Source organism: Halomonas sp. S3-1-1 (assembly GCF_023757625.1).
Lineage (GTDB): Bacteria > Pseudomonadota > Gammaproteobacteria > Pseudomonadales > Halomonadaceae > Vreelandella.
On record NZ_JALGBZ010000001.1, the window covers coordinates 755,078 to 778,351 of the forward strand.

General features: G+C 61.7%; 20 protein-coding genes. 15 read left to right on the forward strand and 5 right to left on the reverse strand.

Features of this window, described 5'->3' with window-relative positions; translation table 11 throughout:
• The first annotated feature begins 105 nt into the window (after nucleotides 1–105).
• Both MQW23_RS03620 and MQW23_RS03625 read left to right on the forward strand, forming a co-directional pair.
• Nucleotides 106–1,539: a hypothetical protein gene (locus MQW23_RS03620; RefSeq protein WP_252106450.1), complete on the forward strand. Its 1,434-nt coding sequence runs from the start codon at nucleotides 106–108 to the stop codon at nucleotides 1,537–1,539.
• A gap of 164 nt (nucleotides 1,540–1,703) precedes the next feature.
• Nucleotides 1,704–2,480: an RsiV family protein gene (locus tag MQW23_RS03625; RefSeq protein WP_252106451.1), complete on the forward strand. Its 777-nt coding sequence runs from the start codon at nucleotides 1,704–1,706 to the stop codon at nucleotides 2,478–2,480.
• A 75-nt stretch (nucleotides 2,481–2,555) separates the two neighbouring features.
• Here MQW23_RS03625 and MQW23_RS03630 read toward each other — a convergent pair whose 3' ends face one another.
• Nucleotides 2,556–3,434, reverse strand: coding sequence for a DMT family transporter (locus MQW23_RS03630; RefSeq protein WP_252106452.1), 879 nt, complete (start codon nucleotides 3,432–3,434; stop codon nucleotides 2,556–2,558).
• 130 nt (nucleotides 3,435–3,564) lie between these two features.
• Between MQW23_RS03630 and MQW23_RS03635 the strand changes: the two genes are divergently transcribed.
• The 3 genes from MQW23_RS03635 to MQW23_RS03645 all read left to right on the forward strand — a co-directional run bounded on the left by MQW23_RS03635 (nucleotide 3,565) and on the right by MQW23_RS03645 (nucleotide 6,919).
• On the forward strand, nucleotides 3,565–4,437 hold the full coding sequence (locus MQW23_RS03635) for a LysR substrate-binding domain-containing protein (protein WP_252106453.1): 873 nt from the start codon (nucleotides 3,565–3,567) through the stop codon (nucleotides 4,435–4,437).
• Nucleotides 4,438–4,518: 81 nt separating this feature from the next.
• The gene (locus MQW23_RS03640) at nucleotides 4,519–5,076 is read left to right on the forward strand and encodes a cytochrome b (protein ID WP_252106454.1); all 558 of its coding nucleotides are present in this window, start codon (nucleotides 4,519–4,521) and stop codon (nucleotides 5,074–5,076) included.
• A gap of 181 nt (nucleotides 5,077–5,257) precedes the next feature.
• Nucleotides 5,258–6,919: a multidrug ABC transporter permease/ATP-binding protein gene (locus tag MQW23_RS03645; RefSeq protein ID WP_252106455.1), complete on the forward strand. Its 1,662-nt coding sequence runs from the start codon at nucleotides 5,258–5,260 to the stop codon at nucleotides 6,917–6,919.
• A gap of 24 nt (nucleotides 6,920–6,943) precedes the next feature.
• Here MQW23_RS03645 and fhuF read toward each other — a convergent pair whose 3' ends face one another.
• The gene (gene fhuF / locus MQW23_RS03650) at nucleotides 6,944–7,711 is read right to left on the reverse strand and encodes a siderophore-iron reductase FhuF (protein WP_252106456.1); all 768 of its coding nucleotides are present in this window, start codon (nucleotides 7,709–7,711) and stop codon (nucleotides 6,944–6,946) included.
• A gap of 108 nt (nucleotides 7,712–7,819) precedes the next feature.
• Complete coding sequence (locus MQW23_RS03655; protein WP_252106457.1) at nucleotides 7,820–8,587, reverse strand: ATP-binding cassette domain-containing protein; 768 nt, start codon at nucleotides 8,585–8,587, stop codon at nucleotides 7,820–7,822.
• A gap of 174 nt (nucleotides 8,588–8,761) precedes the next feature.
• Here MQW23_RS03655 and fhuB point away from each other — a divergent pair, with 174 nt between their 5' ends.
• On the forward strand, nucleotides 8,762–10,741 hold the full coding sequence (fhuB, locus tag MQW23_RS03660) for a Fe(3+)-hydroxamate ABC transporter permease FhuB (protein WP_264297468.1): 1,980 nt from the start codon (nucleotides 8,762–8,764) through the stop codon (nucleotides 10,739–10,741).
• A 19-nt stretch (nucleotides 10,742–10,760) separates the two neighbouring features.
• On the opposite strand, the gene ltaE is transcribed toward fhuB, so the two are convergent.
• A complete protein-coding gene (gene ltaE, locus MQW23_RS03665) occupies nucleotides 10,761–11,771 on the reverse strand; it encodes a low-specificity L-threonine aldolase (protein ID WP_252106458.1) in 1,011 nt (336 codons plus the stop codon).
• A 133-nt stretch (nucleotides 11,772–11,904) separates the two neighbouring features.
• Here ltaE and MQW23_RS03670 point away from each other — a divergent pair, with 133 nt between their 5' ends.
• Together MQW23_RS03670 and speG are read left to right on the forward strand one after the other, a co-directional pair.
• Nucleotides 11,905–13,158 carry an NAD(P)/FAD-dependent oxidoreductase gene (locus MQW23_RS03670; protein WP_252106459.1) on the forward strand — a complete coding sequence of 418 codons (1,254 nt, stop codon included), beginning with the start codon at nucleotides 11,905–11,907 and terminating at the stop codon, nucleotides 13,156–13,158.
• A complete protein-coding gene (gene speG / locus MQW23_RS03675) occupies nucleotides 13,127–13,657 on the forward strand; it encodes a spermidine N1-acetyltransferase (RefSeq protein WP_252106460.1) in 531 nt (176 codons plus the stop codon). Before MQW23_RS03670 ends, speG begins: the two co-directional genes overlap by 32 nt.
• 64 nt (nucleotides 13,658–13,721) lie before the next feature.
• Here the strand turns inward: speG and MQW23_RS03680 are convergent, their stop codons facing one another.
• Nucleotides 13,722–13,865 carry a hypothetical protein gene (locus MQW23_RS03680; protein ID WP_252106461.1) on the reverse strand — a complete coding sequence of 48 codons (144 nt, stop codon included), beginning with the start codon at nucleotides 13,863–13,865 and terminating at the stop codon, nucleotides 13,722–13,724.
• Between the two features lie 151 nt (nucleotides 13,866–14,016).
• On the opposite strand from MQW23_RS03680, the gene MQW23_RS03685 reads away from it, so the two are divergent.
• The 7 genes from MQW23_RS03685 (at nucleotide 14,017) to MQW23_RS03715 (ending at nucleotide 22,970) form a co-directional block, all read left to right on the forward strand.
• Entirely contained in the window at nucleotides 14,017–15,729 is a 1,713-nt protein-coding gene (locus MQW23_RS03685; protein ID WP_252106462.1) for a thiamine pyrophosphate-dependent enzyme, read from the forward strand.
• A 67-nt stretch (nucleotides 15,730–15,796) separates the two neighbouring features.
• A complete protein-coding gene (locus tag MQW23_RS03690; protein WP_252106463.1) occupies nucleotides 15,797–16,558 on the forward strand; it encodes a metallophosphoesterase in 762 nt (253 codons plus the stop codon).
• Nucleotides 16,559–16,868: 310 nt separating this feature from the next.
• Nucleotides 16,869–17,921 carry a type 2 periplasmic-binding domain-containing protein gene (locus tag MQW23_RS03695; RefSeq protein WP_252106464.1) on the forward strand — a complete coding sequence of 351 codons (1,053 nt, stop codon included), beginning with the start codon at nucleotides 16,869–16,871 and terminating at the stop codon, nucleotides 17,919–17,921.
• A 111-nt stretch (nucleotides 17,922–18,032) separates the two neighbouring features.
• A complete protein-coding gene (locus MQW23_RS03700) occupies nucleotides 18,033–18,467 on the forward strand; it encodes a tripartite tricarboxylate transporter (RefSeq protein WP_252106465.1) in 435 nt (144 codons plus the stop codon).
• A 19-nt stretch (nucleotides 18,468–18,486) separates the two neighbouring features.
• Entirely contained in the window at nucleotides 18,487–20,049 is a 1,563-nt protein-coding gene (locus MQW23_RS03705; protein ID WP_252106466.1) for a tripartite tricarboxylate transporter permease, read from the forward strand.
• Nucleotides 20,030–21,598, forward strand: a complete 1,569-nt coding sequence (garD, locus tag MQW23_RS03710; protein WP_252106467.1) for a galactarate dehydratase — start codon at nucleotides 20,030–20,032, stop codon at nucleotides 21,596–21,598. Before MQW23_RS03705 ends, garD begins: the two co-directional genes overlap by 20 nt.
• Nucleotides 21,599–21,644: 46 nt before the next feature.
• Nucleotides 21,645–22,970, forward strand: coding sequence for an enolase C-terminal domain-like protein (locus MQW23_RS03715; RefSeq protein WP_252106468.1), 1,326 nt, complete (start codon nucleotides 21,645–21,647; stop codon nucleotides 22,968–22,970).
• Nucleotides 22,971–23,274: the final 304 nt, after the last annotated feature.

Below are 23,274 nucleotides of genomic sequence, written 5' to 3' on the forward strand. Positions count from 1 at the left end.
AAGGAAACGCAAAACCATCGGTGCGTTTTATAAGGATCGTGTGATATAAAAAGGTCCGCGTAGCACTATTGCGTACTTCAAACGTCATTCAACGGAATTTTTTCAATGGCTAATAGTTCATCGTTAACACTCGTAGTGGGCGTGCTGGGCGGCGCGCTCGCCGGGTTTCTCGTGGCCCAAGTGGTGCCGGACGTTTCCGGCTTCTCGGGCCAAGCCGATACCGACGAAACCGAGCAGGCACTCCCGATCGATTCCATCGAAGGGCTCGGTAGTCTGACCCTCGATGAGCGCCTTCGCGGTGAGCTCACCACCAGTGGCGAGCTCAACGGCAACGACGGCAGCCGCTCGCTGTACTACCGCCTGGCGCTCGACGAAGACTCGCTGGTCGAGCTGGATCTGAACGGCGCGCTCCAGGGGACCGTCACGCTTTACGACGACCACCTTCAGATGCTGAGCAGCGGTGCGCCGCTTCGCCATCGCATCGAAGAGGCCGGCGACTACCTGGTCGTGGTCAGCGGTATGGATGCCAGCAGCTACGGCCCGTTCACGCTCTATCCGCGTACCGTCGAAATCAGCGACAGCGATACCCTGACCGTGGACGAGCCGGCGGATTACTGGATGCAGTCCGACGAGGAAGTCGTAACGCTGACGGTCGAGGAAGCGGGGCTTTACCAGATCGATATGCGCTCCGATGAGTTCGATGCCTACCTGACCATCGAAGGCCCCAACGGCTACCGTCGTAACGACGACGACAGCGGCGGCGACCTCGACGCTCAGATCACCGACTTCCTCGCCCCGGGCGAGTACACCGTCAAGGCGCAAACCTACGGTAGCGGAAACGGCATGTATACGCTGTCCGCCACGCTCAGCGAGCAGGCCGGCGACTTCCGCAACGACGGCCCGATTGCGCCGGGCGAATCGCTGACCGGCTGGTATAACAATGCCCCGCTCGAGTACACCCTCGAGATCGAAGAGGCGGGGATGTATCAGATCGACATGCGCTCAAGCGACGTCGACGCCTTTTTGGAGCTGCACGACGACGACGGCTACTCCCGGGAAAATGATGACGGCGGCGACGGCTACGATGCGCGCTTGGCAGACTTCCTCGCACCGGGCACTTACCGTATCGTCGCCCGCACCGCTTTTGAAACCACGTCTGGCGGCCAGTTCACGCTCGCCGTGGAAGAGAACGAGCTGCCCGAGGGCACCGAGCTTCAAAACGGCGGCGAGCTGACGCCCGGTGAAACGCTCAGCGGCTGGTACAGCGGCGAAGACGTGACCTACCAGCTCGAGGTCGAACAGAGCTCGGCGGTAACGATCGCGCTGGACTCTAACCACTTCGATACCTATCTCGAGCTGACCGGAAACGGCGTGTCCGAGTCCAATGACGACGGCGGCTCCGGCACCAACGCCCTGCTTGAAACCTCGCTGCTGCCAGGCACCTATACCGTGCATGCCCGCGGCTATAGTGCCAGCGAAAGCGGATTGTTCGAGCTGACGACCGAGCTCGAACCGACCGATATCGAACCGGACGCCTGATACCCAAGCGGCACCGCCGGTCACGCTAAACGCCCTTGTTCGCTTTGTGCGGCAAGGGCGTTTACATTTAAGGGGTCGAGCATGGCTCGGCGCTAAAGATGTCACGCGCGGCCGCTCGAATCCGGCGTGACACCAAAGGGATAGAACTCAAAAGAGAAAATATCATGCCACGTCTAACAGTGGGCGCGCTGGTCGCAGTGACGCTGCTGCTCAGCGGCTGCCAAAGCTATCAGTCTGCGCCGGTCGAGCCCTACGCGATCGCCACCCTAGCCCAGGAGAAGCAGTTCGTCGCCCCCGACTGCCCGCTCGATCAGTGCCCCCAGCTGCGGGTCTCCGCGCTCGAGTTTCCCAAGTCCGAGATGCTGTCGCGCGAGCTTCGCCGCCGGCTGATCGCGCTGGCCCCCCTTGAGGACGAAAGCGCTTCGACGCCGAATGTCCAAACGACCTGGGCGGGCTACGCCAACGCCTTTTTCGATCAGGCCGAGCGCCAGGGCTCCACGTCCGAAAGCGGGGCGAGCGAGGCGCTGCTGGAGGCCGACGAGTATGGCCACCACAACGACCTGCTGACTCTGGAACTCAATAGCTACGTCTACTTTAGCGGCCAGGCGCACGGCCTTCCCGCCACCGAGTTCATGGTGATCGATGAGCGCTCCGGGAATACCGTCGGGCTAAGCGATATGTTGATCGAAGGCCGCGAGGCCGCTTTCGAGCGGCTGGTCACCGAGGCGCATCAGCGCTGGCTTGACGAGAACGAGCAGGACGCCACGTTCGCCGCCAACTGGCCGCTTAGCCAGTCCCGTAACGTTGCTCCGCTCGAGGACCGCTGGGTGGTGAAGTTCAACGTCTACGAGATCGCCCCTTACGCCGTGGGTCAGCCGGAGCTCGAGATTCCGCTGGAGGCGCTGCGCGGCATCGCCAAACCGCGCTATCTCGACCAGTAATCGCGCTATCTTGACCAATCACCGAGTCGCTTGACGCAAGTTGACAGCGCCGTCGCTCGACGGCGCTTTGTGATATTAGCGGCCCGCCTTCAAGCAGCCTGCCACGACCAGTACGGCGGCCATTGGCAGGCGCCAGTCGAGCACGCTCATGCCGGCCAGCACCAGCAGCAGGCCGGCGAGAATCGGCACGCCGTAGGCCAGGCTTCCCACCAGGTTTGAGTGGCCCAAACGCAGCGCCTTGTCCCAGGCGACCATGGCAATGCCGTAAGGCCCCAGCCCCAGCGCGATACCCGCCAGCAGCGCCTCGCTTTGCGGCAGCGTCAAATCGTTTTCGAGTAACAGGCTCGCGCCCGTGGCTAACGCGCAGGCGATCAACAAAAGGCGCGGCAGAAGCGGCGTCAGCGCCACCGGCGCGCTCTGGCCAAACCAGGAGTAGAGCGCCCAGCAGCAGGCCGAAAGCAGCGCGATGGCGTAGCCGGTGAGCTCGCCGTTGAACCCGCCGGAAAGCGCCTGAGGCAGCATCAAAAGCGAGGCGCCGAAAAACGCGATCAGCGCGCCGATGACGCCTTCCAGGCGCAGCCGCTTGTGGCGGCTGTACTGGCTCAACAGTACGAACAGGACCGGCCAAGTGTAGGTGATCAGCGCCGCGTCGGCGGCCGGTGCCAAACGCATGCCGATGAAGTAGCTGCTGACCGCGCCGGTAATCAACAGCGGTACCCCAAGCCAGACGCTCATCGCCCAGAGCGGGCGCATCGTGTTCATTCCCGTTTTGCGGCTCAGCGGCAGCGTCGCAAGTGCGCCTGCCAGCAGCGTCAGCGCGGTCAGCTGCAGCGGTGACGAGGTCTGAGCCATGCCGGCCAGCAGAGGGGCAACGCTCCAGAGCGCCACCGCGATCGAGGCGGCTGCGATGCTGTAGCCGCGAGCGGGCAGGGTAGGGAGATGAACGCGAAACATGATGGCTCCTTCACTAACAATCGATGCGGATAGACAAACCTTGCTTTCTTTAGGTGGGGGTCAGCATAATCGCTTGTGACATATCACAATATCGATCTTTAATGATGATGCCTATCAACAGCGGTGATATATGCGCGCACCCATTTTCGACTTGTCGCTGCTTCGCACCGTCGTGGCGATCGCCGATACCGGCAGCGTCACCGCGGCCGCCAAGCGTTTGGCCTATACCCAGTCCACGGTAAGCATGCAGCTACAGCGCCTGGAAGGGCAGCTGGACTTAACACTTCACGAACGCGAAGGTCGCCGGATTCGCTTTACTCAGGAAGGCGAGCGGCTTTTAGCCCACGCCAGACGCTTGCTGGCGCTCAACGATGAAGCCTTTAGCGACATGCAGGCCCGACAGGTCACCGGCGACCTGACCTTAGGGATTCCCGAAGATTACGCGTCGCTTTTACCATCGGTGTTCGCCTACTTTCACCAGCTTTACCCGGCGGTGGGGTTGACGGTGATCTGTGGAACCAGCGCGCACTTGGTTGAGCAGGTCAAAAACGCCGATATCGATTTGGCACTGGTCACGCGCCAGCGCAATTCGCCTGGCGGCGAGGTCATTCGGCGCGAGCCGCTGTTATGGGCGGTGGGCATGAACCAGCAGCCGCTTCTAAGTGACCCGATTCCGCTGGCGCTCTACTCGCCAGGCGCCGACGTGTTTCGCGAAGTGGCCGAGCAGGCGCTTCAGGCCGCCGGGCGGGACTGGCGCGTGGCCTATACCAGCCAGTCGATGGCCGGGCTTGCGCCGATCGTCACCGCCGGGCTTGCCGTCGTGGTGGTCACGCGCAGCATGCTTACGCCTTCGCTTCGCCCGCTGGACGAAGCGAGCGGGCTACCTACGCTTCCAATGATCGAGCTGGCGCTGCACCGGGCGCCGCACCGACCGACGGAGCCCGCCAAGCGGCTGGGCGAGTTAATTCGCGAACAGCTAGCGGCAATTGGCGAAGCGTTATAAGGTTAAGGGCAGTTTCATCCACAGGCTTGTTTTCACCCACAAGCTTGTTTTCAGACAGAACCTGGGCGTCAGGAGCCACCGATGCACGAGCTGGACCACTACATTTATCCTCACCGCGTGCTGCACTGGCTGGTCGCCGCGGCGGTGCTCGTGTCGCTGGCCACGGGATTGACCTTGGGCACCTGGGGCTTCGAGCGTACCGCCAGCGCGCTGGGCACTACCGTGACCAACGTGATGTACACCGGTCACAAGACGCTGGGCGTGACGATCCTTTTGCTGATGACGCTACGAATCATCACCCGGGCCGCGTTCGTGGTGCCGGATCACGATCCGCCCTTGAACGCCTTCGAGCGGGTGGTGAGTAAAAGCGTGCACCATCTTTTGTATATCGCGCTGGTGCTGATGCCGCTGATCGGTTGGGCGGCCACCGCCACCGGCGGCTATCCGGTCGAGTTCTTCGTCTGGCACCTGCCGGGCTTTTTGAGCGAGAACGCGGCGCTTTCCCAAACGCTCTTTGGCTGGCATGAAGCATTAGGCTGGGCGATTCTGGTGCTGGTCGTGCTGCACGTAGGCGGGGCGCTCTTTCACTGGCGGATCAAACGCGACAACGTCGTGAAGCGGATGAGTCTTTTCGACTGACCCACAGGCGGTCGAGACAAGGGATCGGTACGCGAACGCGGCCGGTCCCTTTTTCGTTAGCGCCTGTTGAAAAGCGGCGTGAGCGAGGCGGAGGTTTGGTGTAAATGCAAATCACTCACTTTTGTTGACTTGCGGGCCGAGTGCGTCACAATTCGTCGTCCAGTCAACGGGGGAGGTGAGAATGGAGTTGCTGCGGGTGGTCTTTACGCACTACCGCTGGCCCTTTTTAGGCGCCATCGGGCTGAGTCTTTTCAGCGCCGGGCTGGGCGTCGGGGTCATCGCGTTCATCAATCAGCGCCTGATCGTCGCCGACAGTACGCTGTCGGTGCTGGTACCGTTTCTCGGGCTCTTGACGCTGCTGCTGGCGGTCACTCTGGCCACTCAGCTGGCGCTGACGCTACTGGGCCACTACTTCGTCTACAACCTACGCAGCCGGCTATTGAAGCGCATTCTGGATACCGATATCGAGCGCATCGAGCGGGTGGGTAACGCTACTCTTCTGGCGAGCCTTTCGAGTGACGTGCGCAACATCACCATTGGCTTCGTGCGCCTGCCGGAGCTCGTGCAGGGCGTGGTGATGACCGTGGCGTGCGTGGCGTATCTGGCGTGGCTTTCGCCGGAGATGGTGCTGGTCACCGTGCTCTGGATGGCGGCGACCATGGGCATCGGCTGGTGGCTGGTGTCGAAGGTGTATCGCCACTTTCATCTGGTGCGCGAAAGCGAGGATCTCTTATACCGCGACTACCAGACCGCCATCGAAGGGCGCAAGGAGCTCACCCTCAACCGCGACCGCGCCCGGCGCTTTTTCGACGAGACCTACACCGCGAACGCCAAAACCTACCTGTATCACATCATTCGCGCGGACACTTACCACCTGAGCGCCGGCAACTGGTCGAACATCATGATGCTCGGCGCCATCGGCGTGGTGTTCTTCATGGCCAACGTGCTCGGCTGGGCGAGCCCGGCGGCGGCGGCGACCTTCGCGCTGACGCTGCTGTTTTTGCGCACTCCGCTGATTCAGGCGATCGGCGCCTGGCCGACGCTGATCAGCGCCCAAGTCGCGTTCGACAAGCTCAAAAGCCTGGAGCTCGCCGAATACCGCGCCGACTTTGCCGTCAAGGACACGCTGCGCGACTGGCAGTGCATCCGCCTGGTGGACGTGACCTACGCCTACCCGGGAGACGCAAGCGGCCAGGGCGCGTTCAAGGTCGGCCCGGTGAACTTGACCCTGCACCGCGGCGAGCAGGTGTTTCTGATCGGCGGCAACGGCAGCGGCAAGTCGACGCTTGCGCGCCTCTTGTCGGGGCTCTACCGCCCGCAGAGCGGCTACGTTCAGATCGACGATACGCGCATCGACGCGCACAACTGGGACGCCTTTCGCGCGCGCTTTTCGAGCGTATTCACCGACTTTCACGCGTTTGATCAGCTCATGGGCGAAGGCGGCGGGCCGTCAGACCCGGTGCTGGTCGAGCGCTGGCTCGAGCGGCTGCAAATAGCGCACAAGCTCGAGTGGGCGGGCGCGCGCGTCACCAATACCCAGCTCTCCCAGGGCCAGAAAAAGCGCTTGGCGCTGCTGCTCGCCATCGCCGAGGAGCGCGACGTGCTGCTGCTCGACGAATGGGCGGCGGATCAGGACCCGCAGTTTCGCCGGCTTTTCTATCGCGAGCTGTTGCCCCACCTGAAAGCGATGGGCACGACGGTCTTCGCCATCAGCCATGACGATAGCTACTTCGTGCACGCCGACCGGCTGCTGGAAATGTCCGCAGGTCATTTGTTCGAGCTCGAAGGCGAGCAGCGCGCTCAGGCAAGCCTTGACGCGGTGGCGCAGATCACGCAGCCGTGAAAAACGCGCGGGAGAAGGGTGTGATCAGCGTCGTACTTGGCGGTCGCACCCTTCGAGCGGGCAGTTGCTGCAGACCTCGAACTCATCGAGCAGGTAGCGTAGACAGCAGAGCTTGCGCACCTGCTTGACTTCATCCGAGCCCTTGGGCTGGTAGCTTCGTACCGGCTGGTAGAGCGGGTTGCGCTGGCCGCCCAGGGTGCGCGACTCCAAAAGGGCGCGGGCGGCGGCGAGGGCATTCGGGCGAACGCTTGGGTGATCGGCCAGCAGGTTGACGTAGTAGTCGAGATAGCCGCCGGCGTTGCTCCAGAACACGCGCGGGGCCAGCCCCACCAGCGTCGACAGGCGCTCGATCAGCGGCGCCCAGTGCCCGTCGATCAGCGTCGAGAAGCGCTCGACCGGATCATCGGTGGTCATCGATTCACCTTCGCGGGCAAGCCAGAGCCCCGTCACGCAGCCTTCCTCGTTGGGCAGCACGTACACATCATCCAGCGCCACCGGCGGGTTTCGGTCGAGCAGCAGGTGAGAAACGACGGTGGGCACGGTGAGCGAGCTAAACAGCCACTTCGACCAGAGCGAGGTGACCGCGCGGCGATCACCGCCGGCAAAGCGCGCCGCGTAAGGTGCGATGCTCTGCTCCAAAAGCGCCGGGTTGCGCCAACGCGACGCCTTGATGGCGCCCGCGGGCGGCGTACCGCCTATGCGCGGCGGCGTCAGGTGCGCCAGCCGGTCGGTGTAGCACTCGGCGAGCGTGGTGGGGCGTAGCATGTCGGGTTCGCTGAAAGCCAGGGGCATCGTCGCACTCCAGGGGCATCGAGACATTGACCGGTCAACGCCTAGATTAATCGATAATGGTTATCAGTTAAACCGCGTGCGACGAATTCCGCACGCGTATCGGCGCGTTTAATGGGCCACGGCGATGGGGGAGCGCCCACCGGGGCGGTCGATCACCTGCATGGGCAGCCCATAGATCGCCTCCAGGGTTTGGGCGTCCATCAACTCGTCCGGCGTGCCGTGCGCCAGCAGCCGGCCGCTGTGCAGAGCCAAAAGCTTGTCGCAGTAGCGAGCGGCCATGTTGATGTCGTGCAGCACGATGATCACACCCAGATCGAGCTCGTCGCAGAGCTTTCGCGTCAGCGCCAGCACCTCGATCTGGTGGGCAATATCGAGTGCGGCCAGCGGCTCGTCGAGCAGCAAAAAGCGGCTACCCTGTGCGAGCAGCATGGCGAGCCAGACGCGCTGGCGCTCGCCGCCGGAGAGCGTATCCACCATCCGGTCGGCGAAGGCGTGGGTGTGGGTCAGGGCGATGGCGCGTTCAATGGCGTCCCGGTCTTTCTGGGTATGACGGCCCAAAAGCCCGTGCCACGGGTAGCGGCCAAAACCGATCAGCTCGCGGGCGGTCAGGTTGTCGGCGCTGGGCAGGTGCTGGGGCAGATAGGCAACCTGGCGGGCGAACTCGCGGTGCCCCCACTGGGCGAGCGGGCGCTGGTCGAACAGGATATCGCCGCCGGAAAGCGCATTCTGCTGGGCCAGCAGCTTGATAAGCGTCGACTTGCCCGAGCCGTTGTGGCCGATCAGCCCTACGACCTTGCCCTGCTCGAACGTGTGAGAGATGGAGTGAAGCAAGGGCTTGCCGGCAACGGTAAAGCGGGCGTTCAGCACGTCGAACATGCGCGGCTCCCGGGTGTATGAGCAAATGAATCGTCCAATTGTAGTGTTAATACTTATCATTTAGAATCCTGGCGTCGAATTATTTCTTTTTGTTCTTTCCTTCTCTTTCTGTGGCCGGCTTTTCATGACAGCGCATGATTTAGTTTTTATCGTTTCTCCAGGCGTTTGTTAGCCGTGCCGTCGATACCCCACCTACGCAGCACTGTGACGTTTGGTCTGCTCGGCCTGCCTTTGGCCGTGCTGCTCGCCACCGCGATGATGGCTCAAGGCGGATTGGACGCGAGCCTGGAGGGCCTGTTTGACCCAACACTTTCCAGCGTCGAGGCTCAGCTTTTGCATTTTGCCTGGTGGCCACGGCTTTTGATCTCGCTACTGGCCGGCGCGGCGTTGGCGCTGGCCGGCGTGTTGATGCAGCAGGTGTTGCGCAACCCGCTGGCTTCACCGACCACCCTGGGGGTGGCCAGCGGCGCTAGCCTAGCGCTGATGCTGGCCACGCTGCTGGCGCCGGGGATTTTGGCGTTTGGGCGTGAATGGGTGGCGCTTGGCGGCGGTGCGGCGGCCATGGCGCTGGTGTTCGGGCTTGCCTGGCGGCGGCGCCTGGCGCCGGTGGTGGTGGTGCTGGCGGGGCTGGTAGTCAATCTCTATTTAGGGGCGCTGGGCACCGCGGTGCTGCTGTTCAATCATGAAACCCTGGCGGGGCTTTTGATCTGGGGGGCGGGGTCGCTTGCGCAAAATGGCTGGGAGGGCGTGGTCACGCTCTCGATACGCCTGGCCCTCAGCGCGGTGGCCGCGGCGCTGTTGATTCGCCCGCTGGTGGTGCTGGAGCTCGACGACGCCAGTGCCAAAAGCTTGGGGTTTTCGCTCAAGTACCTGCGCCTGGCCGGGCTGGGCGTGGCGGTGTTCATTACCGCAAGCGTGGTCAGCGTGGTGGGCATCATCGGTTTTATCGGCCTGGCGGCGCCGAACATCGCGCGTATGGCCGGTGCCCGGCGCCTTGGCCCGCGGCTGGTATTTTCAACGCTTCTGGGCGCGGTGCTGCTGGCGACTACGGATCTTTTGCTACAGCGCTTCTCTGGCCAGCTCACAACGCTTTTACCCACCGGCGCGGTGACCGGAGCGCTGGGCGCGCCGCTGCTGCTGTGGCTGATTCCGCGCTTGAAGCTTGGAAGCGATCGCCCGCCCGAGGCCTCCCACGTGGCGCTGCGTCGCCACGCGGCACCGGGGCGGCTGGCGGCGGGGCTTTTGGTGGCGCTTGGTGGCGCGGTACTGCTGGCCCTGATGGTCGGCCAAAGCGGGCAGGGCATGAGCGTCGTTTCGCCTTTCGACGCCGCAGTCATGGAGTGGCGCGCCCCGCGGGTGATCGCGGCGGCGGCCAGCGGGCTGATGCTGGCGGTAGCGGGTACGCTCTTGCAGCGGCTTTCCGGTAACCCAATGGCGAGCCCGGAGGTGCTGGGCATCAGCGGCGGCTGCGCGATCGCGCTGATACTCGGTATTTATTGGCTGCCGGCGTCGAGCAGCGCGCTGCTGGTCGGCGCGGGCACGTTCGGGGCGCTGGCCACGCTTGGATTTTTGATTCTAATCAACCGCAAAAGCGGTTTTGCGCCGGAGCGGCTTCTGCTCAGCGGCGTGGCCATCGGGGCGCTTTTCGACGCGGTGCGCGGGGTGATTCTGGCCGGCGGCGACCCGCGCGGCCAGCAGGTGATCGCCTGGCTTGCCGGCTCCACCTACTACGTCGATGTGCCAAGCGCGGCGCTGGTCGGCGCGGCGGCGGCGGGGCTTTTGCTGCTGGCGCTGCCCTTTACCCGCTGGCTCGACATTCTGCCGCTGGGGGCGGCGACCGCGCAGGGGCTCGGCATCGCGCTCAATCGCGCGCGGTTGGCGCTGTTGCTGCTGGTGGCGGTACTCACCGCCTGCGCGACGCTGGTGGTCGGGCCGCTGTCGTTCATCGGCCTGCTGGCCCCCCACATGGCGCGGCTGATGGGCTTTTCCCGCGCCTGGTGGCACCTGCTGGGCGCTGCCCTGATCGGCACGCTGTTGATGGTGCTGGCGGACTTCATTGGCCGCCAGATCATGTTCCCCTACGACATTCCCGCGGGGCTGGTCGCCTCGCTCATCGGCGGCGCCTACTTCATGTGGGGGCTACGCCGGCTTTGAGTACGATTACGTCCAGTACCTACGCCTGGCGGTCAAAATACGCTTTTATCACCGCGATCACGCGCTCGATGTCGTCGTCGTCGATATCGCGATGCACCACAAAACGCGTGGCGTAGACCAGATCGAGCAGAATATCGTGCTCCTTGAGCCACGCGGCGAGCGGGGCGATATGGCCCTTCTCGACCTGGGTGAACACCATGTTGGTCGCTTGAGACGTCACCGTCAGCCCAGGCATCGCCGCCAGACCCTCGCCCAAGCGCGCCGCGCGGCGGTGGTCGTCTTTTAACCCTTCCACGTGGTGATCGAGCGCGTACTGGCAGGCCGCGGCGATCAGCCCGGATTGGCGCATGCCGCCGCCGACCACCTTGCGCCAGCGCCGCGCCTTTTTGATGAACGCGTGGGAGCCGACCAGCGCCGAGCCGATTGGCGCGCCGAGACCCTTGGAAAAACAGAGCGACACGCTATCGAACGGCCGGCACATCGCCTCAAGCGAGCTGTCCGTAGCCACTATGGCGTTGAACAGCCGCGCGCCGTCCAGGTGGGTGGCGAGGCCGTGATGTCGGGCAAGCGCAACGGCGCTCTCAACGTAGTCGGCGGGCAGCACCTTGCCGGCGATGGTATTCTCCAGCGCCAGCAGTCGGGTGCGGGCGAAGTGGGGGTCGTCGGCCTTAACCGCGGCCTCGACTTTCTCGAGCGGCAGTGTGCCGTTCGGCGCGTTTTCGATCGGCTGGGGCTGAATGCTGCCCAGCACCGCCGCACCGCCGCCTTCATAGCGGTAGGTGTGGGCGCTCTGGCCGACGATGTACTCGTCGCCGCGCTCGCAGTGCGCCATCAGCCCCACCAGGTTGCTCTGGGTGCCGCTGGGGAAGAGCAGGGCGGCTTCTTTTCCGGCGCGCTCGGCCAAATCCTGCTGGAAGGCGTTGACGGTGGGGTCGTCGCCCCACACGTCGTCGCCCAGGGCGGCGGCGAGCATCGCCTCGCGCATGGCTTGGCTCGGGCGGGTGACGGTATCGCTGCGTAGATCGATCACGGGGCTGGCTCCTTTGATGGCTGGCGCTTTACTTGCCGCAGGCTACGGACAAGACGAGCGCCAGCCGCTATGGTTAACAGAACCATAGGTAACAAAACAATGGTTCACAGTACAGCCACGTGAAGGCGATAAAATGGATCTGAAAAGCGGTTATCCGTTCTGGGCGGTGAAAAATGGCCTGCTTGTCTCTTTTCCTCAATTGGAGCGCGACCACGCCTGCGATGTGCTCGTCATCGGCGGCGGCATCACCGGCGCGCTGATCGCCGATGAGCTTTGCCAGCACGGCCACCACGTGGTGGTGGTCGAGCGCCGCGACATTGGCTGGGGCAGCTCGGCGGCGAGTACCGCGCTTTTACAGTACGAAATCGACACTCACCTGGTCGACTTGACCAAGCGCTACGACGAGCGGCACGCGGTGATGGCGTACCAGGGCTGCGCCGATGCCATTTTGACCCTCGAGCGCTTGGCCGGGGAGCTCGGTAACGTCTCTTTCGAGCGTCATGAAAGTCTCTACTACGCCACCAGCGAAGAGGACGTACCGGCGCTCAAAGCCGAGTTCGCCCTGCGCGAGAAGCACGGCTTCGACATGGAGTGGTTGGATCGCGAGGCGCTTTATGAAGCCTACGGCATCGAGGCCCCCTGTGCGATCCTGTCGCGGCTGGCCGCCAGTCTCGACCCTTATCTGATGGCGTACCGGCTTTTTGAGCGCGTGCGAAGCTTGGGCGGCGAGGTGTTCGATCGCACCGAGGTGGACACCATCGACCCCGTTGCTGACGGCGTGCAGGTGCGCCTTAAAAACGGCGCGACGCTCAATGCGGGGAAAGTGGTGATCGCGGCGGGCTATGAGTCTCAGCGCTGGCTGGACGCACCGGTAGCGAAAAATCGCAGCAGCTACGCCTTCGTGACCGACCCCATTGCGCCGGAAAAGCTCGGCAAGCTGCGCCATACGCTGGTGTGGGAGTCGGCCAGGCCCTACCTTTACATGCGCGCCACCGACGAAGGACGGCTTCTGGTCGGCGGCGACGACGACGACACCGATATCCCGGCGCGGCGCGACGACCGTGTGATGGACAAGGCGCACGGTCTTGCCCGCAAGGTCGAGGCTCTATGGCCGGATCTCGAGATCAACCCGACCTTTAGCTGGGCTGGCACCTTCGCCGAAACCGAGGATGGCCTGCCTTATTTCGGTGCCTGCAAACGGTGGGGGCCGCACGTCTATTTCGCCCTGGCCTACGGCGGTAACGGCATCAGCTACTCGATGATGGGCGCGCCGCTTCTGCGCGCGCTGATCGAAGGCGCGCCCCACCCGCTGGCCGACTTTTTCTCTTTTGAACGCCTTCTCAGCGAGTCCGCCGATGAACCCGGTTCTGTACCTGCGCGCGCTTGAGCGAAGCGATCTGCGCTTTATCCATGAGCTCAACAACAACCAAAGCGTCATGTCCTACTGGTTCGAGGAGCCTTACGAGTCCTTTGACGAGCTCGAGGAGCTTTACAATAAGCATATCCACGACAACGCCGAGCGTCGTTTCGTCGTGCAGGACGCCGCTGGCGTTTCCATCGGGCTGGTCGAGCTGATCGAGATCGACTACATCCATCGAAGCGCCGAGTTTCAGATCATCGTCGCGCCGGAGTACCAAGGGCGCGGCTACGCGCGCTCGATGATCCATCAGACGCTCGGTTATTCATTCACCATTTTGAACCTGCACAAGGTGTATTTGATCGTCGCCGTCGAGAACACCCGCGCGGTGCACCTGTATCGTGACTGCGGCTTCATCGAGGAAGGGCATCTGGTGCAGGAGTTCTTCATCAACGGGCGCTATCGCGACGTCAAACGCATGTACGTTCTGCAAGAGGCGTATCTGAGCGCACAGCAAGCCGAGCGGTAGAGCGCGCGAAAAAAAGCCGGCGCGCGGCGCCGGCTTTACGAGAAAGGTTATCGCGGCTGCGAGCCTAACCGATGTGCGCGGCGAATTTCTCCGCCGCCTGGCGCTGCCAAAGAGCCTGCTGCTCCCAGAAACACCATACTTCATTATTACCGCCTGTCAGCCCACGGCGATCGCTTTCGCGATAGCCGTGCATCAGGGTATCGGTCATTGCGTGTCCTCCTGTTGCGAACCGCAGCGACAGTATAGCGCATTCATGCTGCATTGCAGCATGAGTCGGTGTTGGTGAAAGTCGGCAAAAGCCCGTTAAAGCAACTAGGCTTTAACGGGTCTTGTATCATTACTGCGAATGGAGTCGCCCAATGAGCGCCAATGTAGCCGAAATTCTCGTCAATACCCTGCAAAATGCCGGCGCCAAACGCTGTTACGGCGTGGTGGGCGATTCGCTCAATCACTTCACCGATGCGCTCAGGACGAGCGAGATCGAGTGGGTCGGCGTGCGCCACGAAGAGGTCGGGGGCTTTGCTGCCGGCGGCGAGGCCTACATGACCGGTGAGCTTGCGCTGTGCGCGGGCTCCTGCGGCCCGGGCAGCCTGCACTTCGTCAACGGCCTGTTCGACGCCCACCGCAATAATGCGCCGGTCGTGCTGATCGCCAGTCAAATTGCCCTTGGTGAGGTCGGCAACCACTTCCCTCAGGAAGTGGATCAAAGCGCGATTTTCAAACAGTACAGCGTGTTTTGCGAAACCATCGCGTCTCCCGAGCAGGCCGGGCGCACCGCGGCCATGGCTGCCCAGGCGGCGATCGCCAAGCGCGGCGTGGCGGTGCTGATCGTGCCCGGCGACGTCATGACCCAAAAGCCCTCCAATGAGCTGACCTTCAAGGCCCACACCTTCGACTACTCGATTCGTCCCAGCGCCGAGGCGCTGGTACCGGCGGTGCGCGAACTCAATAAAGGCGGCAAGATCACCATCTTCGCCGGCGCCGGCTGCGAGGACGCCCGCGACCAAGTGATGGCGCTGGCGGAAAAGCTCAACGCGCCGATCGCCTGGACCTCGCGGGCCAAGAACTACATCGAGTACGACAACCCTTACCAGGTCGGTATGACCGGCGTATACGGGCTGGAAGGTGGCTATCACGCGGTGGCGGAGTGCGACACGCTGCTGCTGCTCGGCTGCAGCTTCGCGTTTGCCCAGTTCTACCCGGACGGGGCGAAGATCATTCAGGTCGACCATGAACCGACCCAGATCGGCAAGCGCTACCCGGTGGATGTCGGCATCATCGGCACCATCGCTGAAACCTGCGAGGCGCTGGTGCAAAGCGTCCAGGCCAACGAGCACACGAGCTGGCTCGACAAGTGCCTGAAGCGCTATAAAAAATCTCTCGAGAAGTCGGCGCACGACACGAAGAGCAACACGACGATTCACCCTCAGGAGCTGACACTCGCCATCGACCGGTTAAGCGATGAAAACGCGTTGTTCACCGCCGACACCGGCAGCGTCAACGTCTGGATGCTGCGCCATATCCACACCGGGCCGGAGCGCAAGACGCTGTCGAGCCTGCAGCACGGCACCATGGCCAACGCCTACCCTCAGGCGTTGGGCATTCAGCTCGCCTACCCGGGCCGTCAGGTGATCGCCCTGTGCGGCGACGGCGGGCTCTCCATGCTGATGGGCGATCTTCTGACGCTGGCGCAGCATCAGATTCCGCTGAAAATCGCGGTGTACAACAACCAGTCGTTGAGTTTCGTCGAGCTCGAGCAGAAGGTGGAGGGCATGCTCGATGCCTACACCGAGCTTCAAAACCCCAACTTCGGCGATGTCGCTCGCGCCATCGGGCTCTGGGGTAAACGCGTCGAGCGCGAGGACGAGCTCGACGCCGCGGTGACCGAGTGGCTGGCGCAGCCCGGCCCGGCGCTTTTAGACGTGATGACCAACCCGATGGAGCTGGTCATGCCGCCCAAAGTGGAATCCGGCCAGGTCGCCGCCACCGCGCTTTACTCCGCCAAGGCGGTGCTCAGCGGGCGCATGGACGAGGTCGTCCACCTGGTGAAGAGCAACTTCCTGAAACGCTAGCTATTCGGCCGTCAGCATCAGGCCCGCCCGCGTCAAAACGGGCGGGCAGCCATCTCAAGGATACGCCATGCGTCTGCACGTACTCTCGGATCTGCACCTCGAGCACTTTCCCGGCGGGCGGGTAATTCCCGACGTCGAGGCGGACGCCCTATTGCTCGCCGGCGACATCCACCGCGCCGCCGAAGGCCTTGGGTGGGCGCGGACGCGCTTTCCCGAGCTGCCCATCCTCTACGTGCCCGGCAACCACGAGTTCTACGACACCCACCTGACCGAGCACCGCCAGACCCTGGCCTGCGAAGCCAGGTGCCTGGGCATCGAGCTATTGGACAACCGCGCGGTCACCCTGGGGGGCGTGCGCTTTTACGGCACCACGCTCTGGACCGATTTCAACCTGTACGCGGAGAATCCCGCCCGCAATTTCGACGCGTGCGCGGAAAAAGCCCGCCGGCTGATGTCGGACTATCAGATCATCACCGACGGGCAGGGCGAGGTTTTCACCCCCGAGGCGAGCCAGGCGCTTCACCGCGAGGCGCTCGACTGGCTAACCCAGGCGCTCAACGAACCTTTTGAGGGCCCGCGCGTGGTCATAAGCCACCACGCGCCGCTTCGCGACTGCATTCCCCTGCAATACGTCGGCGATGTGCTCTCCCCGGCGTTCGCTTCGCACTTGGCGGGGCTAATGGGGCGCATGGATCTCTGGATTCACGGCCACGTGCATGAGCCTGTGGATCTGGTACAGGAAGGAACGCGGGTGGTGGCAAATCCAGGCGGGTATCCGGAGGAGGTGGGCCGTTATCGCTTTCGCGAGGATTTGGTTCTGAACCTTTAGCGTAGCGATCCTCTTGATGCCTCTATAAATAAAGCCTGATTCGGTTTTTAGAACCAAACTTCGTCTTTTTACCGTTTAACGTTAATCAGGGATTAAACTTTGGTCGCGTTTTCGGTTTTTACGCTTGCTCCGCTTCTTGCTTGTTCTTAATCTTCTACTTGTATGATGTATTATTAATAGCTTCTAAAGTACCGCCTGACGTACGCCAGACGTTGTTAACCAGAAGGTGGTCGAAGGTCGCCAAGGGCCTTAAGCCGAAGAGCCGTTCTCTTTAAAGCAACAACTCACTATGAACGCAAAAGGTACGCTTATGCTAACCAAAAAAACGCTGATGAGTGTTAGTGTCGCTGGTCTTATGACAGGGCTCGCCCTTAGCTCCAGTGTCGCCATGGCCCAGGATGCCCAGCTGCGCGGCAACGTCCGTGTCGTGATCGGGTCGACCTCGACCGGGGGCGACACTTACCAAAACGCCAGCATCGTGGTCGACCGGCTGGCCGAGCATCTCGGTTTGAACATGAAAGTCGATGCCGTTGGCGCAAGCTCTGCGTTTCGCACGCTGGACAGGGATTCTCGGGGCAATACCCTGATGATTTTTCATGATCAGTCCTACCTTGGCTATCTCTACGGCGTCGAAGGCTACGACGACGTTTTCGAGAACTACACCGTTGGGCCGACGATCGCCATCAACCCCGGCAATGCTTACCTGGTGCCCATGGACTCGCCCTACCAGACGCTCGACGATGTCGTCGAGGCGGTAGGTAACGGCGAAACCGTGCGCGTGGCCATTCAGCCCGGCGGCGTTTCAGAGATCGGTTACAGCGCGCTTAAAAACGCGATCGCAATCGAGTATCCTGGCCAGGAAGAGAATCTGGTTGCCGTCAATACCGGCTCTCAGTCCGACAAGAACCAGCAGCTGTTCGATGGCCAGGCCGATATCATCAACGGCAGCGTTCAGGCCAACGAGCAGTACACGCGTCTGCCCGAAGACGACCAGAAAGCGATGCGCTTTATCTGGCTGACGGCGCGTCAGGACACCATCGAACAGGCGCCGGAAGAGGGGCTGGGTCAAACAAGTCGCGAACAGCTTCTGGAGTACGTCGAGCCCAACGTGACGGTCTCCATGGGCGATGACGAAAACTTCACCTTCGATAAAGAGTTCTTCTTCCTTTACAACAAGGACATGGATCAGGGCATCGTCGATCAGATCGACGAAGCGCTGGCCGAGATCTACGACGAAGGCGAGATTCAGCAAGCGCAGCTGGACGCTTTCTTCATCCCCGATTTCAAGCCTTCCGCTGAAGCCTCCGAGTATCTGCAAGAGAAGATGTCGCGCTACGAAGAGATCATCAGCAACCTCGATTAAGCAAACGGTGACCGGTGGGCCTGTCCACCGGTCGCTCCTCCCCAACTAGGCGCGTGGCGGACTTGCTCCCGAGAGCCCGGCGCGCGCCGAGTTTACGTTCTTGGAGCCGTTATGGCGTCAGATCCGTTGAGCGTTTCGATCGACTTCGAAACGTCGCACCTGTTTTTCCCCCACATCGTTCACTGGGTATTGGCCGGGCTATTCGCGCTCATTCTGGTCACGAAAGTGGTGCCTTTTTTGGCCGCCGTCAAACGCGGAGAACGCACGCTGCCGATTATCGGAGAGTCGAGAGATTCCGCGCGCTTTTTCGGCACGCTGGCGCTGATCAGTGCCTACTTCTACCTGATGGCCGTGGTCGGCGATCTGTTTCCCTATACCGGGTACGGCTTTTTGTTCGTGTCGATGGCCTTTGTGCTGGCCATGTCACTGATGTATCTCCACGAGTGGACGAAAAAAGCGCTCATCATCGTCGTGATCAATGCCATTGTCGCGCCGACGCTTGCCTGGTTCGTGCTCGCCAAGCTCTTCACCATTACTCTGCCGTGACCGGAGCGGGTATATCGCCATGGAATTTCTAACCTTTATCGATCTCTCCTTTTTAATGCTCGTCAGCTTTGGCACCCTCGTGGGTATCATCTTTGGCGCGATTCCGGGCATGACCGCCACCATGGCGGTGGCCGTTTGTTTGCCGCTGACCTATGCGTTGGGCTTGAATCACGGGCTGGCACTGCTGCTGGGCCTTTACGTCGGCGGTATTTCCGGCGGCATGGTTCCAGCGGTGCTGTTGAATATTCCCGGCACGCCGTCCTCGATCACCACCACCTTCGATGGCTACCCCATGGCCCAGAAGGGCGAAGGTGAAAAAGCGCTGCGCGTCTGCGTGATCGCCTCATTGGTCGGTGGGCTCGTCAGCGCGCTGGTGCTTTTCTTGTTTGCCCCGCTTCTGGCCGACTTTTCGATCAAGTTCTCCTACGTGGAGAAGTTTCTCATCATTTTGCTGGCGCTTTCCGTCATCGCCTCGCTGTCCAGCAGCATGCTGATCGGCATCTTCAGCGGCGTGATTGGTATTTGGCTTAGCCTGATCGGCGATTACAGCGTCTCCGACGGCGGCAACGGCCACACACGACTGATGTTCGATTTCATGGAGCCGTACCTGTTCGAGGGCTTTTCACTGCTGCCCGTGCTGATCGGTATTTTCGGTATCTCCACCATTTTGCTCGAGGCGGAAAAGGGCGTGAAGCGCGATATGGCCGGTGAGCGCATCAAGATCGGCAAGGAAGGCGGCTTCTCGTTATCGATTTTCAAGGGCAGCTTCACTAACCTGACGCGCTCCTCGTTCATCGGCACCTTCGTCGGCATGCTGCCGGGCGTGGGTGGCAGCGCGGCGTCCGTACTCGCCTACACCCAGGAAAAGAACCTGGCGAAGGACTCTTCGCAAATGGGCAAGGGCGCCCCGCAGGGCCTGATTGCATCAGAGTCGGCCAATAACGCGCTGACCGGCGGCGCCTTGATTCCGCTTTTGTCGCTGGGTATTCCGGGCGACTCCACCACTGCCGTTTTGATCGGCGCCTTTACGCTTCAGGGCATCCAGGTCGGGCCGCTGTTCATTCCGGAAAACCACGACACCTGGTACGTCATGATGACGGCGCTGGTGCTGGCGAACTTCATCATGTTCGGGCTGATGTTCTTTGCCATCAAGCACATCGCCAAGGTGGTGATGGTGCCCAAGCATATTCTGTACCCGCTTATCGTGATGATGTGCGTGGTCGGGGCGTATGCCATCAACTACGGCATCATGTTCGATGTCTGGACACTGCTGATCTTTGGCGTGCTGGGCTATCTGATTCAGAAGATCGGGCTTGAAGTGGCGCCTCTGATCATCGGGTTCATTCTGGGTAGCCAGGCGGAAGTCTATTTCGTCAAGAGCCTGGAATCCTTTGGCACCTACAGCATCTTCTTCACCAAGAGCCCCATCGCTATGGTGCTCTGGGGACTGATCGCCGCTTCCGTGCTGTTTGCCATCGTGATGGGCTTCAAGTCCCGCGCCCGGCAGAAAGTGGAGCTGAGTCAAATGCATGACCCTTCGCACACCGATTCAGGAGCGCATCATGACTCTCGTAACGACTAATTCACGCGTGATTCAGGTACACCCGAGCGACAACGTTGCCATCGTGATCGAGCACGGCGGCCTCGAGGCGGGTGTGAGAATCAACGACGACTGCACCACCACCATGCCGATCCCGCAGGGCCACAAGGTGGCGCTCAGGCCGATCGAGCAAAACGATGACATTCTGCGCTACGGCGAAGTGATCGGCACCGCGGTTGTGGCGATCGAGCGCGGCGCGCACGTCAACGAGCACAATGTGCGTCTGCCGATCGCCCCGGCGCTCGAGGAGCTGCCGCTGGCAACGCGCGAGCCCCCGGCGCAGGAGCCGCTCGAAGGCTATACCTTCGAGGGCTTTCGCAACCCCGACGGCAGCGTCGGCACCAAGAACGTGCTGGGCATTACCACCAGCGTTCAGTGCGTTGCCGGCACGGTGGAGTACGTGGTCGGGCGGATCAAGCGCGAGCTGTTACCGCGCTTTCCCAACGTCGATGATGTGGTCGGGCTCAACCACAGCTACGGCTGCGGCGTGGCGATCAACGCACCGGCCGCGATCGTCCCCATTCGTACGCTAAAGAACATCGCGCTTAACCCCAACTTTGGCAACGAGATCATGGTGATCGGGCTTGGCTGTGAAAAACTCCAGCCCTCGACGCTGCTCGAAGACCGGCCGGTCAAGATTTACGAAAATACCGAAGCCGCCGACCCCGACGCCAACGTGCTGAGTATGCAGGACGAGAGCTTTGAAGGCTTTGGCGAGATGGTCGACGGCATTCTGGCCATGGCCGAGCGCCATCTCGAGCGCTTGAACAAGCGACGCCGCGAAACCTGCCCGGCCTCGGAATTGGCGGTTGGTATGCAGTGCGGCGGCAGCGACGCTTTTTCCGGCGTAACGGCCAACCCGGCGGTGGGCTTTGCCACGGATCTGATCGTACGCGCCGGCGGCAGCGTCATGTTCTCGGAAGTGACCGAGGTGCGTGACGCCATTCACCTGCTGACCCCGCGCGCCATCGACCGCGAGGTCGGCCAGGCGCTGATCGATCAAATGTCCTGGTACGACGACTATCTATTACAAGGCCAGGCCGATCGTAGCGCCAACCCGTCCCCGGGCAACAAGAAGGGCGGTTTGAGCAACGTGGTCGAGAAGGCGTTGGGCTCGGTCATCAAGTCCGGTAATTCGCCGATTGTTGACGTCATCGGCCCGGGGGAGCGCCTGCGGCGCAAGGGGCTTACCTTTGCGGCCACGCCGGCCAGCGACTTCATCTGCGGCACGCTCCAGCTGGCCGCCGGCATGAACCTGCAGGTCTTCACTACCGGGCGCGGTACGCCTTATGGGCTTGCCATGGTGCCCGTGCTCAAGGTCGCGACCAACTCGCATCTGGCGCGCCGCTGGCACGATATCATCGACCTGGATGCCGGGCGTGTCGCTACCGGCGAGGCCAGTATCGAAGATCTGGGCTGGGAGCTTTTCCATCTGATCCTCGATGTCGCCAGCGGCCGTAAACAGGCCGCCGCGGACAGGCTCGGCATTCACAACGACCTGGTGCTTTTCAACCCGGCGCCGGTTACCTAAACACCTTTTATCGTTTCTTCTGGTTCTAACAAGAGAGTCAATCGTCATGTTTCCCAAAATCAAATCAATGAAGGTCGTCCCGGTTGCCGGCTACGATGGTTTTCTGCTTAACCTCAGCGGTGGCCACGCGCCCTGGTTTATTCGCTGCGTTGTGATTCTTGAAGACGATGCGGGTAACAAAGGGGTAGGGGAGATCCCTTCAAGCGAAGGCATTCTCAAGGGGCTGGAGCAGTGTCGCGATATCGTTGAGGGCTCGACCATCAACGCGTTCAAACAGACGCTGAACAGTGCCCGCGTGGCGCTTTCAAAAAACGGACGCGAAGAGCGCGGTCGCCAAACGTTCGATCTGCGCGTGGCGGTTCACGTCATCACCGGGCTCGAGTCGGCGCTTTTGGACCTTTACGGCCAGGCGGTGGGCCTGCCGGTGGCGGATCTATTGGGTCAGTACGGCCGTCAGCGCGATGAAGTCGAGGCGCTTGGCTATCTGTTTTTGCTTGGTGACCCGGGCAAGACGGACTTGCCCTACCCAAAAGCGACCGACCCGAAAGATGCCTGGGACGAAGTGCGCTACCAGGAGGCACTCACGCCGGACGCAGTCGCGAACCTGGCCAAGGCGGCGTTCGATCGCTACGGCTTCAAGGACTTCAAACTCAAGGGTGGCGTGCTCAGGGGCGAGGAAGAGGCGGACTGCATCCGCGCGCTGCACGATGCGTTCCCGGAAGCGCGCTTGACGCTCGACCCGAACGGTGCATGGAAGCTGGATGAGGCCGTACGGGTGCTGGACCCGATCAAGCATCTTCTGAGCTATGCCGAGGACCCCTGCGGTCAGGAAGAGAGCTACTCCGGCCGGGAAACCATGGCCGAGTTCAAAAAGCGCACGGGTCTGCCGACCGCGACCAACATGATCGCGACGGATTTCAAACAGCTGCAGTACGCCGTTCAGCTCAACGCCGTCGACATTCCGCTGGCTGACTGCCACTTCTGGACCATGCAGGGTGCGGTCATGGTCGGTGAGCTTTGCAACGAGTGGGGCATGACTTGGGGCTCGCACAGCAACAACCACTTCGATATTTCGCTGGCCATGATGACTCACGTGGCCGCAGCCTGCCCCGGCGAGATCACCGCCATCGACACTCACTGGATCTGGCAGGACGGCCAGCGCATCACTAAAGAGCCGTTCCTGATTCGCGACGGCAAGCTGAGGGTGCCGTCAACGCCGGGCCTCGGGGTCGAGCTCGACGAAGAGAAGCTGATGCAAGCGCATCGACTCTACAAATCTCTGGACGTGACCCAGCGCAACGACGCCATGGCGATGCAGTACCTGGTGGCGGGCTGGGAGTTCGATCCCAAGCGCCCGGCGCTGGTTCGCTAACAAGCGAGTTTTTATAAGGTAAGTGTAAGGGCCATTAGGCGTTCAATGTCTGTTTGGCTCTTATTTTTATATGTTAGCGTCATCCGGTAAAAATTATAAAAGCGCTCAAGGCTGCATTTAAAAGCGGCCGCCCGGTAAATCTGAAGACTATTTACAGGTCATTTTAAGCTTGTAAAAGCTTAGCCTAAAGTCTAGAGGCGTATTTGTATGATGTATGACAATATGAATTTATATACTGCTACTGCCTGGTTTTAAGCGCTCTGCGTCGGGGCACTGCACCACCGTCAGCTTGCTAAACTAACAA

Coding starts and splice junctions, on each gene's coding strand:
- speG (WP_252106460.1), top strand. CDS start 13,127: ATGAACCCGGTTCTGTACCTGCGCGCGCTTGAGCGAAGCGATCTGCGC.
- MQW23_RS03635 (WP_252106453.1), top strand. CDS start 3,565: ATGCGCGCACCCATTTTCGACTTGTCGCTGCTTCGCACCGTCGTGGCG.
- MQW23_RS03715 (WP_252106468.1), top strand. CDS start 21,645: ATGTTTCCCAAAATCAAATCAATGAAGGTCGTCCCGGTTGCCGGCTAC.
- MQW23_RS03625 (WP_252106451.1), top strand. CDS start 1,704: ATGCCACGTCTAACAGTGGGCGCGCTGGTCGCAGTGACGCTGCTGCTC.
- MQW23_RS03630 (WP_252106452.1), bottom strand. CDS start 3,434: ATGTTTCGCGTTCATCTCCCTACCCTGCCCGCTCGCGGCTACAGCATC.
- MQW23_RS03670 (WP_252106459.1), top strand. CDS start 11,905: ATGGATCTGAAAAGCGGTTATCCGTTCTGGGCGGTGAAAAATGGCCTG.
- MQW23_RS03690 (WP_252106463.1), top strand. CDS start 15,797: ATGCGTCTGCACGTACTCTCGGATCTGCACCTCGAGCACTTTCCCGGC.
- garD (WP_252106467.1), top strand. CDS start 20,030: ATGACTCTCGTAACGACTAATTCACGCGTGATTCAGGTACACCCGAGC.
- MQW23_RS03695 (WP_252106464.1), top strand. CDS start 16,869: ATGCTAACCAAAAAAACGCTGATGAGTGTTAGTGTCGCTGGTCTTATG.
- MQW23_RS03645 (WP_252106455.1), top strand. CDS start 5,258: ATGGAGTTGCTGCGGGTGGTCTTTACGCACTACCGCTGGCCCTTTTTA.
- MQW23_RS03680 (WP_252106461.1), bottom strand. CDS start 13,865: ATGACCGATACCCTGATGCACGGCTATCGCGAAAGCGATCGCCGTGGG.
- MQW23_RS03705 (WP_252106466.1), top strand. CDS start 18,487: ATGGAATTTCTAACCTTTATCGATCTCTCCTTTTTAATGCTCGTCAGC.
- MQW23_RS03655 (WP_252106457.1), bottom strand. CDS start 8,587: ATGTTCGACGTGCTGAACGCCCGCTTTACCGTTGCCGGCAAGCCCTTG.
- MQW23_RS03685 (WP_252106462.1), top strand. CDS start 14,017: ATGAGCGCCAATGTAGCCGAAATTCTCGTCAATACCCTGCAAAATGCC.
- MQW23_RS03700 (WP_252106465.1), top strand. CDS start 18,033: ATGGCGTCAGATCCGTTGAGCGTTTCGATCGACTTCGAAACGTCGCAC.
- fhuF (WP_252106456.1), bottom strand. CDS start 7,711: ATGCCCCTGGCTTTCAGCGAACCCGACATGCTACGCCCCACCACGCTC.
- MQW23_RS03640 (WP_252106454.1), top strand. CDS start 4,519: ATGCACGAGCTGGACCACTACATTTATCCTCACCGCGTGCTGCACTGG.
- MQW23_RS03620 (WP_252106450.1), top strand. CDS start 106: ATGGCTAATAGTTCATCGTTAACACTCGTAGTGGGCGTGCTGGGCGGC.